Genomic DNA, 10,957 nt, shown 5'->3' on the forward strand with positions numbered 1-10,957 from the left:
GGGCCCGACCGGAGCGGTTGCGGGCCCGACCGGAGCGGTTGCGGGCCCGACCGGAGCGGCTGCGGGCGCGACCAGAGCGGACGACTGGCTGCGAATCACGACCGCGACCCCGGCGATCACAGCGAACGCTCCGACGAGGATGCCGGCACCGAGGGTGTTGTCGGGCAGGCCGAGCAGACCACCAAGATCCAGCACGATCGACGCCAGCACCTGCCCCGCCACGAACAGGCCGACCGAGGCGAGGGCGCCCAGCCGCGGGAACAACATGATGGCGCTGGTGATGTACAGCGGGCTCGCGATCCCGCCGGCGAGCTTCCAGGCGTCGACGTCGCCCAGACCGGCGAGGGCCCCGATGCCGCCGGTCAGCGTCGCCGCCAGCGCCAGCAGGCCGGCGGCGATCCCGAGCTGGACCACCGCCGCGCCGTACGGGGTGCCGACCGCGCGAGTCAGCTGAAGGTTCGCGGACGCCTGCACCGCCAGTAGTCCACCGATCAGCAATGCCGAGATGAGCAGGAAGATCATGAACTACCCCCACCACGATACAAGTGGACGCATCGTCCACTACGTTGTCGAGTAGAGTAACCGGACGCGGCGTCCAGTTGATGCCCGGACCGGAAGTGAGGTGGGCCACTTGTCCCTGTCCCCGCAGCTCCCCGAGCGGACCCCGCCCCGGGAGCGAGCCGATGCCGCGCGTAACCGGCAGCGGGTGCTCGACGCCGCCGCGCGTCTGTTCGCGGCCGGGGACCCCCGCACGGTGACCATGGAGGACATCGCCCGCGAGGCCGGGGTCGGCAAGGCCACCCTCTACCGGCGCTATCCGGACCAGGGGGCTGTCGCCGCCGCCCTGCTCGACGAGCACGAACGGGATCTGCAGGAGAAGCTCCTACGTGGAGCTCCGCCATTGGGCCCGGGTGCCCCGCCCGCCGAGCGCCTCGCCGCGTTCTACGCCGCCATGGTCGAGCTGCTCGACCGGCACCTGCCACTCGTGCTCGGGGCTGAGACCGGCGCCGCCCGGTATGGCACCGGCGCGTACGGCTTCTGGCGCGCGCACCTCCGGGTCCTGCTCACCGATGCCGGCGTCGCCGACCCGGAGCCGCTGATCGAACCGCTGCTGGCTCCGCTGGCACCGGACGTGTACCGCTACCAGCGCCACGAACGCGGCCAGGGGCCCGACGAGATCGCCGCCGGCCTGAGCTGGCTGGCGCAGCGCATCCTCAGGTCAGCCTGAGCATGATGACCTGAGGTTCAGGCAGCCGGTTCACCGGCCAGGTAGACCGTCCGCGGGCGGGCCAGGGTCGTGATGTCCCGGGTGGGGTCGCCGTCCACGAGCACGAGGTCGGCGTCGAAGCCCGGGCGGATGCGTCCCTTGCGCTCGCCCAGGCCACAGACCTCCGCGGCGACCGACGTGGCTGCGGCCAGGGCAGCGGCCGGGTCGATGCCGGAGTCCACGTACTCGGCGATGGTGGCGGGCAGGATGCCGTGCGGTTTGGCCGGGCCGATCCCCGCGTCCGAGCCGGCCACGAGGCGCACCCCGGCCCGGTACAGCCGCGCGACCCCGTCCTGCAGGCCGGCCTGGGTGAGACCGGCGCGCTCGGCCATGGCCAGCACGGCCGGCGGCACCACCACGGCGGGATCCGAGCCCAGCGTGGCGCACACCGCGATCCTCGCTTCGGCCAGCGCTGCCGCCAGGTCGTCCTCGACCCGGGTGCCGGTGGCCGTCACGCAGGTGCAGTGCTCGATGCCGTCGACCCCGGCCCGCATCGCCTGCCGGACGGCGGAGGTGGCATGCGCGTGCGCGGTGATCGGCAAGCTGTGGTCGTGAGCTTCCCGTACGGCTGCGGCCAGCTCGTCGTCGGTGAACTGCGGCCTCGTCGTGTCCGTGCCCGGAGTGAACACCCCGCCACTCGCCATGATCTTCACCAGGTCGGCGCCCGCGGCCGCCCGCTCCCGGATCGCGGCACGGATCTCCGCCACGCCGCTGACCTCGCCGCCCAGCGACCAGCAGTGCCCGCCGACGGTGGTCAGCGGTGCGCCCGAGGCCACCACGGCGGGCAGCCCGGCACCCGCCGCGGCCCGCCAGTTCAGTACCGCATCGCGGCGGTCACCCAGGTCCCGGACCGCCGTCACCCCCGCGGCCAGCTGGGCCCGCAACGACACCTCGATGACCCCGGACACCTCGGCATCCGGCCGGTCGGCCAGCCGGTCGAGGGCACCGGGACCGCTGTCCGCGCTCAGGTGGACGTGAGCATCGATCAGCCCCGGCAGCAACGTGCCGTCGGACGCTGCGGAGGCTGTCAGGCCGTCGGGCACCGCATCCGTGCCGAACCGCACCTCGGCGATCCGGCCGCCGGACACGAGCACCACCGCGCCACCGTCGTGCATCCGTTCGCCGTCGAACACCCTCGCCACCCGAACCGCAAGCATGCGAGCTCCCCCCGGACGCGCCCGGCGCGCATCGAACGGGCAGAATGCCACGCCCGGCGGGGTCAGTTCGTCGGCGGCTCCCCCGGCACCGTGAAAAGCGGCTGCCACGGGTCGTCCGGATTGGTCGGGTACTCGGTCGACGGCGCGTCACCCTTCGTCGACCACCGCGCCTGGTACGGCAGCGCGTCGAACACCACCCGGTCCCCCCGGGCGTACACCGTCGCCGGGTCCCACTTGTCGGTCACCCCGGTCACCGCCGGGCTCGGGCGGGGCGCCTTCTCCGACGGGCTCACCGGGCCGATCACCGACCACGGGTTGGGGTTGGAACCGCTCGTCGCCGACGGGTCGAAGCCCTGGTTGACCCACTTCGCCTCGTAGACGACGCCGTGCCAGACCACCTTGTAGCCGCTCACGTACTGGGCGGTGAGCCGCCACACCGGGTACGGACTGGTCTCGGGGTCGTCGACGATCGGCGCCCGGTCCGGGATCGCCACGGAGTCGCGGCCGGACGTGCCCACCGCGCTGCCGGGCAGGCCCGCGAAGACCGACGAGAAGGCCAGTGCCTCCTGGGGTACGCCGCTGCACGTGTTGGAGTGCACGACCACGTTGGTGAAGGTGCCGCGGCACGGGGCGTCGCGGTTCAGCGACCACATGGACACCCGGCCCAGCCCTTTGTCGACGGCGAACGTGGCCAGCCCGCGCGCGTCGTCGACGGTGAACCGCTCGGCGTCCACGTCGTTCTGCCCGATCATCGGGGTGGCCCCGATCCGCGACCACACCTGCGGCGACGTGAGCTGCACACCCAGCCGCAGGTAGAGGTCCGAGAGCTGGCGGTGGGTCGACTCCAGCGCCCGGGTGCTCAGCTCCAGCATGTCCGGCTCGGAGCCCGCCTCAGAACCGAAGTCCATGGTCATCACGTTGACGCCGCGCAGCGAGACGCCGCCCTCCAGCGTCGCGCGTACCGCACCCAGCCCGTCGGCGGTCAGGCCGTCCGGCGCCACCGGCAGGGTCAGCCACACCGCCAGCGGCTTGCCAGCCGAGGCCCGTTCAGCCTGCAACGTCGCCAGGGCGAGCGCACGCCGCTGCAAGGACGCCTGGTCCGCTACCGCCGTACCCTCGATGTCCAGGTCCAGAGTCTGCACGTCGTAGCGACGCACGAGCTGCCGGTAGGCAGCGGTCAGCCGGGCCTGGTCGGTGCAGGCCACCGCGAGCTCGGTGTTGGTCAGGCCGCCCACGCTGAGCAGGATGTTGCCGCCGGCCGAGCGTAGCTGGCTGATCCGGCGGTCCAGCTCCAGCGAGGCCGCCGCCTCGTCCGGGGTGTAGGCGCCGCCCCAGCTGGGCGCGCAGCCGTCCTTGGGGTCGGCCACCACGAAGGCCAGGGCCACGTCGTTGGCCGGGTTGGCCGCCGGATCCTGGAACTCGAACGTCGGGGTCAGGGTGACGTCAACATAAGGTACGGCCCACGACTTCGCGGTCGGGCCGGCCGCGTCCCGCAGGTGCAGCACCGCGACCGTGCCGCCGGCCCCCAGCCCGGCCAGCACCAGCACTAGGAAGCCGAGCCGCAGCCAGGACAGGCGCTCGGCCGGAGCCTCCGGTTCCTGCCAGTCCGGGTCGGCGAGCGGGTCGTCCTCCGGCCGCACGGACAGCGGGACGGCGCGGTCGGTGAGCATGGGCGGCCTCTCGATCGTGGGGCGTCGGGGCGGACCCCTCCAGCTCTCGGATCGGCAGATTCCCCGGCAACTGAAGGCCGGGGCGGGCAAAACCTTTAAGAACGGCTCCGGGAACGCCGATGGGAGGTCGAACGGGCGCGACAGGTCCGCCGATGGCCGGTGCCGTACGACAGTGAAGGGCGACCCGATGCAGCGCAACCCGGTGGACCAGCGCCGTCCGGACGCCCCGCGCCAGTGGGGCGCCGACCGGCGGTCGGCGCCGCATCCGCTGGTGCCGCCCGCGATCTCCGAGGGCCGCATCGCCCGCGGCCGGCTCGCGATCGTGCTGACCATCACCGTCTGGGCCTGCTACCTCATCGGTACGGTGATCCAGCAGTTCATCGCCGGACGGGCGAGCACCGCGCGGCTGGCCATCGAGGCGATCGTCTACATGATCGTGGTGACCGGGCTGGCCGCCTCCGCGACGGCGTACCTGATCACCCGGATCGGCTACTTCTACCGCACCCGGGCCCACCACCGGGCGCCGCGCATCGTCCTGGACAACTTCCTGCAGGGGACGACGCCGTCGGTGACGGTCATCGTGCCCTCGTACCAGGAGGACGAGCGGGTCATCCGCACCACGCTGCTCTCCGCGGCGCTGCAGGAGTATCCCGGTCTGCGGGTCGTGCTGCTGATCGACGACCCGCAGCAACCCCGGACCCGCGCGGCCCGCGACCTGCTCCTGGCCGCCCGCGCGCTGCCGGGCGCGCTCGAGGCCGAGCTCAGCGTCCCGTACGGCCGGGTGCAGGCGGCGCACGAGCGGTTCGAGGAAGCCCTCGCCGAGCGTGACGAGCGCGCCGCCACGACCGAGGACATGCGTGATCTGGCCGCCGAGTACCGCTTCGCCGCGGGCTGGCTCATCGGGCTGGGCCGGCGGCAGGACATGGTCGACCACACCGACGTCTTCTTCGTCGAGCACATCCTCAACGCGCTGGCCGAGGACCTCGGCACGATCGCCGAGGCGCTGGGCTCCGGCGCCGACGAGGAGGCGGCCCTGCCGGTGGAACGGCTGACCCAGCTGTACCGGCGGCTGCTGGCCATCTTCGACGCCTCGGTGACGAGCTTCGAGCGCAAGCGGTACGTCTCGCTGTCGAGCGAGGCGAACAAGGCGATGAACCTCAACAGCTACATCGGGCTGATGGGCGGCGGCTACCAGGAGGTGAGCACCCCGCTCGGGGTGGCGCTGGTGCCGGCCGGGCCGGGGCAGGCCGAGCTGGTCGTACCCGACCCGGACTACGTGCTGACCCTGGACGCCGACAGCGTGCTGCTCCCGGAATACTGCCTGCGGCTGGTGCACCTGATGGAGCAGGGCGCGCACGAGCGGGACGCGGTGGCGCAGACGCCGTACAGCGCGTTCCCGGGCTCGGCGACCCGGATCGAGCGCATGTCCGGTGCCACCACTGACATCCAGCACATCGTGCACCAGGGCATGACGCACTACGACGCGACGTTCTGGGTGGGCGCCAACGCGGTGCTGCGCAAGAAGGCGCTGGACGACATCCGCGAGGTCGCCTACGAGGGCGACTGGGAGATCAGCCGCTACATCCAGGACCGGACGGTCATCGAGGACACCGAGTCCACAATCGACCTCGGGGTGCACGGCTGGACGCTCTACAACTACCCGGAACGGATGGCGTACAGCGCCACACCGCCGGACTTCGGCTCACTGTGCATCCAGCGTCAGCGCTGGGCCAACGGCGGCCTGCTGATCCTGTCCCGGCTCAAGGACCAGTTCCGGGCGCGGGCGGCGCGGGGCAAGAAGAACCGCTTCGGTGAACTGTTCCTTCGGGTGAACTACATGGCCTCCATCTTCTGGAGTTCCGTGTGCCTGGTGGTCATGCTGGCGTACCCGTTCAACGCCGACCTGCTCAACCCGATCCTGCTGCTGGTGTCGGTGCCGTACTTCCTGATGATGAGCGCGGACCTGAAAGCCTGTGGTTACAAGCGGCTGGACGTGCTGCGGGTCTACGGCTTCAACCTGATCCTGTTGCCGGTCAACCTCTCCGGCAGCTTCGCCTCGATCCTGCAACTGCTGACCGGGGAGAAGAGCGCCTTCAAACGTACGCCGAAAGTGCGCAACCGGACGACCGCAGCGACCACGTACCTGATCGCGCCGTTGGCTCTGATCGCCCTGTGCGCGTGGACCGCTGTGCGTGACGTGCAGCTGCACCAGTGGGACAACCTGGTCTTCGCGGGGCTCAACCTGGTGCTGGCCACGTACGCGATGGTGGCGTTCGTCGGGGTCGGCAACACCGTCGTGGACCTGGTCACGCACTTGCGCAACTGGCTGTACCGGCCGGTGCAGCCCAAGCGTTCCCGTAGTGCCGGCAAGCAGCCGACGCCGGCCACCCACTCGGAGGGCCGGGCGATGGCGGCGACCGGTGCGATCGGAGACTGGGCCTCGGTGCTGCACTACCGTTCCGACAAGGGCTCGTCGGGTCTGGTGGCGGTCCGGTCGGCTCAGGCGCCGGTCGGGGGCCGGTCCCGGCGTGGGCCGCAGGACGCCCAGCCGCGGTCGAACTCGTTCGAGGAGTTCACGTTCTTCACGGTCTTCCAGCCGATCTTCGAGCTGAAGTCGGGGACGGTGGTGGGTTACGAGGCTCTCACCCGATTCGCCGACGGCACCCGGCCGGAACGCGGCCTGGCGGCGGCGCAGGCGCAAGGGGTGCACATCGACCTGGACGCGGCGCTGATCCGGGCGGCGTTGGCCTCGGCGAACGCTCTGCCGGAGGACACGTGGCTGGCGGTCAACGTCTCCGGTGATCTGCTTCGGCGGCCTCGGGAGTTGGAACCGTTGCTGGCGGAGAGCGCGCGGCCGCTGATCCTGGAGATCTCCGATGCCGAGGGTGCTGATTTGGACAACCTGCCGGCGGGGGTTCGGATCGCGGTCGATGATGCCGGGGCGGGCTACGACACTCTGGCGCGGATGGAGTCGTTGAAGCCGGGCTTCCTCAAGTTGGGGCGAGCATCCTTGGCCGGGGTTGAGGCTGAGGGGGCCCGCCGTGCCTCGATCCGGTCGCTGGTGGAGTTTGCCGGCGAGCACAACTGCACGGTCATCGCCGAGGGGATCGAGTCGGCTCAGCAGCGGGATGCGCTGGTTGAGTGTGGGGTTCCACTTGGGCAGGGGTTCTATCTGGGGCGGCCGGTTCCGGTGGAGCGGGCGCTGGCTGACGCTGCCAGCCGCTGATCGTCTGGGCGTCAGCTTCGCGCCGCTACCCGCCGAGCCGCCGCGCGTGGCGTCAGCTCTCGGCGCCCACGCGCCGCCTGCTGCGCCGCTTGGTGAGATACGGCAGCGCGAACAGGTACAGGCCGGAGAACAGCAGCAGCGCGAGCGGGAGCAGCGGCACGTAGGACACCCACACCACCGGGTCCTCCTGCGCGAGGGCGACGAAAGTGACGATGACCGTCACCGTGAAGGCGATGGCGAGCCAGCGGTGGAACTGCCGGATCCACTTGTTCATGGGGACCTCCTCCTGAAGTGGCTGACCCCGACTTGCGACGGACCGCCGCGATGGGATCTCACGACGGTCACGCTATTTGTGGTGCGGTGGCGGCCGCTTCTCGATTCCTGACCGGTTCCGGCGCGCACCACCCACGCCGGGCGCTGAGCACCCGGCGTGGGTTCACCTGATCAGGCTGACCGCAGGACGATGTTGCCGAACTGCGAGGTCTCCTGGTCCACCCCGATGACGCCGCGCCGGTCGATGCCGATGACCGTGATCGCGATGTCACTGGCCGGCTCGGGGAACAGCGTGGTCTGTCCCTTGCGCCAGCGGAACGGCACCGCGAAACTCTGCGGGTCTGTCCTTGTGTAACCCGTGACGTCGCCGCGCTCGTTGATGTCGAAGGCCGCGCCCGTGTGCCCGGGCAGGCCGATGTCGAGCATCCGGCCGGCCCGCCAGACAACCGGCCGTGAGTCACTGGTGCCGAAGATGGCGGCGCCGGTGACCATCCCGGCCTGATTGAGGTCCGCGACCCGGCCGGCGGTGGCGCCCGTACCGGTGAGCAGGTCGGTCATCCGGCCGCGCTGCCAGAGGAACGGGTGGTCGCCGGCCGATCCGGCGACCGCGCTGGTGCCGGCGACCTGACCCCGGTCGTTGATCGCCGTCGGCGTGCTGCTTTCTCCGCCCAGGGTGCCCAGCTCGGTCATCCGGCCCTGCTGCCACAGCACCGCCCGCTCGGTGGAGACGCCGGGCGTGGTGAGGACACCGATGACCTGACCCCGGTTGTTGATTCCGACGGCCCGGCTGTCCATTCCCTTGGGAGTCGTCAGCATCGTCATCCGCCCACGTGCCCACACGAAGGCGCGGGAGGCATCGTTGCTGTCGGTCGCGGTGCCCGCGACCTGGTCACGCTCGTTGATGAAGGTCGCCCCGAACGAGGCCCCGGCGGGCCGCTTCAGATAGCTGACGGACCGGCCGCCGCGCCACAGGAACAGTCCCGCCTCGACGCCTCCGACGATGTGCCGTTTCTCGTTGATGTCGCCGGCCGTGGCGCCCTTGACGGGCAGGGCGGTCGGGGTACGCCGGCCCTGCCACCACACCACGGCCCGATAGTTGTCGGCGGCGTCGACGCTGGCGCCGATGATGTCGCCCCGCTCGTTCATGGCTTTGGCGAACGACCCCTGGCCACCCAGCGAGTGCAACTGGACCAGCCGTCCCGTGCCGGCGGCAGGTGGCGCGGCCGCGGTCGCCATGGACGGGACTGCAGCGGCGGTCAGCACCACGGTGCCGGCGGTCAGGATGAGACTCATTCTTCGGATCGGATACAAGGTGTCGGCTCCTCGGTCAATGGCCATGTCACCTTGTTCGTCACCGGCGGCGGCGGTTTCGTTCACGGAACGCTCTGTCGCCTCGCCGACTCACCGGAACGGCCTCCGAGTCGGTCCAGCCCCGCCGATCAGAGGTCGTAGCCGCCGGAGACCTCGATGTTCTGCGCCGTGATCCAGCGACCGTCCTCGCCGAGCAGGGTCGCGATCACCATGGCGATGTCGTCGGGCTCGCCGATGCGACCGAGAGCGGTCTTGGCCGCGAGAGCCGGGATGACCTCGGGGTACGCCTCGAAGGCGGCGACGCCGGAGGAGTCGGAGAGCCGGGTCCGCGTCGGGCCGGGTGAGACGGCGTTGACCCGGATGCCCCGCGGCGCGAATTCCTTGGCCAGGTAACGGGTCAGCACGTTCAGGCCGCCCTTCATCGTGGCGTACGCGGAGAAGCCGGCATCCACCAGTCCGGTCGGCAGCGCCGAGTTGCTGCTCACGTTGACGACAGCTCCGCCATCGGTCAGCAGCGGCAGCAACGTCTGGGTCATGAAGTACGGGCCCTTCAGCAGTACCCGCATGAACTTGTCGAACAGTTCCTCGGTGGTGTCCTCGAACATGGACATCCCGCCGAACCCGGCGTTGTTGACCAGATAGTCGAACGTGTCCCGCTGCCAGGTGTCGCGCAGGGCCGCCACGACCTGCTCACGGAACGCCGGGAACGTCTCACTACGGCCGATGTCGAGCCGCAGGGCGACGGCGGTGCCGCCTTCCTTCTCGACGGCGGCGACCGTGTCCCGCGCGCCGGCCTCGTTGCTGCTGTAGGTGAGGATGACGTCCGTACCCCGCTTGGCCAGCTGGACCGCTGTGCTCTGCCCGATGCCCGAGCTGGCACCGATGACGATGGCGACCTTCATGCCGTTTCCACCTGTTCATTCGTGGAGCCTTGTTCGACTCACCGCGATCTCGATGGATCAATTACACCGCCATGAACAGGTATAACAGTAGAGCGATGCTCCCGTACTCTTGCCTGATCCTCTCCTTGTGAGGAGTGCGGCCGGGATGCTCTAATCGATGCGTGCCCCTCGAAGAACTGCGCGCCCTGCTGGCCCGCCATGCCCGCGAAGACGGGACCACCCCCATCGACGGCGTCCTGATCGGCCGGGCCGAGCAGGCGTTCCAGTCGTCGACATCGATGTCCGGCATGGTGCTGGCCCTGGTCGCCCAGGGCGCGAAAATGCTCGCGCTGGGCGACCGGGTGTACGAGTACCGCGCCGGGCAGTACCTGGTCGCCTCGGTCGACCTGCCGGTCACCGGCTACTACACCGAGGCCAGCCCCGAACGGCCGGCGCTCGGCTTCGGTCTCGTCCTGCAGCCGTCGGCGATCGCGCAGCTGCTGCTCGACGCGCCGCCCGGGGACCTGCCCCGGGCCCCTGGCGGCGGCACCCCGTCCGCGATGGCCGTCAGCGACGCACCGCCCGAGCTCGTCGATGCGGCCATCCGCATGCTGCGTCTGCTCGACCGGCCCCGCGACATCCCGGTGCTGGCCCCGCTGATCGCCCGGGAGATCCTGTGGCGGCTCATCACCGGCGAGCAGGGCGCCACGGTACGCCAGCTGGGCCTGGCCGACAGCAGCCTGGCCCACGTGGCCCGCGCGGTGCGGTGGATCCGCGACAACTACCGCGAGTCGTTCCGGGTGCAGGACGTGGCGCGGATGTCCGGCATGAGCGTGTCGGCGTTCTACCGCAATTTCCAGGCGGTCACGGCGATGAGCCCGATCCAGTTCCAGAAGCAGGTCCGGCTCCAGCAGGCCCGGCTGCTGCTGGCCACGCAGCCGGGCGACGTCACGGCGGTCAGCCACCAGGTGGGCTACGACAGCCCGTCGCAGTTCAGCCGCGAGTATCGGCGTCAGTTCGGCGCGCCACCGAGCCAGGACGCTGCCCGCCTGCGCGATTCCACACAGTCTCCCGAGCTGTCCACGCCCTGACTCATCCGTCCCGGCCCGCCCGGCCGGGTCCCTCCGCCCGGGCGACCCCCGCCCGGCCGACCACCGCACAGCCGACCCCCG

At 70.8% G+C, this 10,957-nt stretch carries 9 protein-coding genes; 3 read left to right on the plus strand and 6 right to left on the minus strand.

Annotated elements, in window-relative coordinates:
- On the minus strand, nucleotides 1-522 hold a 522-nt coding region (locus AB0C29_RS17015), incomplete at its 3' end, for a DMT family transporter (RefSeq protein WP_360821147.1).
- Between the two features lie 109 nt (nucleotides 523-631).
- Here AB0C29_RS17015 and AB0C29_RS17020 point away from each other — a divergent pair.
- Nucleotides 632-1,228: a helix-turn-helix domain-containing protein gene (locus AB0C29_RS17020; protein ID WP_360821149.1), complete on the plus strand. Its 597-nt coding sequence runs from the start codon at nucleotides 632-634 to the stop codon at nucleotides 1,226-1,228.
- A gap of 17 nt (nucleotides 1,229-1,245) precedes the next feature.
- Here the strand turns inward: AB0C29_RS17020 and AB0C29_RS17025 are convergent, their stop codons facing one another.
- Nucleotides 1,246-2,424: an amidohydrolase family protein gene (locus AB0C29_RS17025; RefSeq protein ID WP_360821151.1), complete on the minus strand. Its 1,179-nt coding sequence runs from the start codon at nucleotides 2,422-2,424 to the stop codon at nucleotides 1,246-1,248.
- A gap of 62 nt (nucleotides 2,425-2,486) precedes the next feature.
- Complete coding sequence (locus AB0C29_RS17030; RefSeq protein ID WP_360821153.1) at nucleotides 2,487-4,094, minus strand: chitinase; 1,608 nt, start codon at nucleotides 4,092-4,094, stop codon at nucleotides 2,487-2,489.
- 172 nt (nucleotides 4,095-4,266) lie between these two features.
- Between AB0C29_RS17030 and AB0C29_RS17035 the strand changes: the two genes are divergently transcribed.
- Nucleotides 4,267-7,320: an EAL domain-containing protein gene (locus AB0C29_RS17035; RefSeq protein WP_360821155.1), complete on the plus strand. Its 3,054-nt coding sequence runs from the start codon at nucleotides 4,267-4,269 to the stop codon at nucleotides 7,318-7,320.
- 52 nt (nucleotides 7,321-7,372) lie between these two features.
- Here AB0C29_RS17035 and AB0C29_RS17040 read toward each other — a convergent pair whose 3' ends face one another.
- The 3 genes from AB0C29_RS17040 to AB0C29_RS17050 form a co-directional block, all read right to left on the minus strand.
- The gene (locus AB0C29_RS17040; protein WP_360821157.1) at nucleotides 7,373-7,594 is read right to left on the minus strand and encodes a hypothetical protein; all 222 of its coding nucleotides are present in this window, start codon (nucleotides 7,592-7,594) and stop codon (nucleotides 7,373-7,375) included.
- 170 nt (nucleotides 7,595-7,764) lie between these two features.
- Complete coding sequence (locus AB0C29_RS17045) at nucleotides 7,765-8,886, minus strand: hypothetical protein (RefSeq protein WP_360821159.1); 1,122 nt, start codon at nucleotides 8,884-8,886, stop codon at nucleotides 7,765-7,767.
- Between the two features lie 146 nt (nucleotides 8,887-9,032).
- A complete protein-coding gene (locus AB0C29_RS17050) occupies nucleotides 9,033-9,806 on the minus strand; it encodes an SDR family oxidoreductase (protein WP_360821161.1) in 774 nt (257 codons plus the stop codon).
- 161 nt (nucleotides 9,807-9,967) lie between these two features.
- On the opposite strand from AB0C29_RS17050, the gene AB0C29_RS17055 reads away from it, so the two are divergent.
- On the plus strand, nucleotides 9,968-10,876 hold the full coding sequence (locus AB0C29_RS17055; RefSeq protein WP_360821163.1) for an AraC family transcriptional regulator: 909 nt from the start codon (nucleotides 9,968-9,970) through the stop codon (nucleotides 10,874-10,876).
- Nucleotides 10,877-10,957 lie beyond the last annotated feature (81 nt).

The organism is Actinoplanes sp. NPDC048791, from assembly GCF_040650095.1.
Taxonomy (GTDB): Bacteria; Actinomycetota; Actinomycetes; order Mycobacteriales; family Micromonosporaceae; genus Actinoplanes.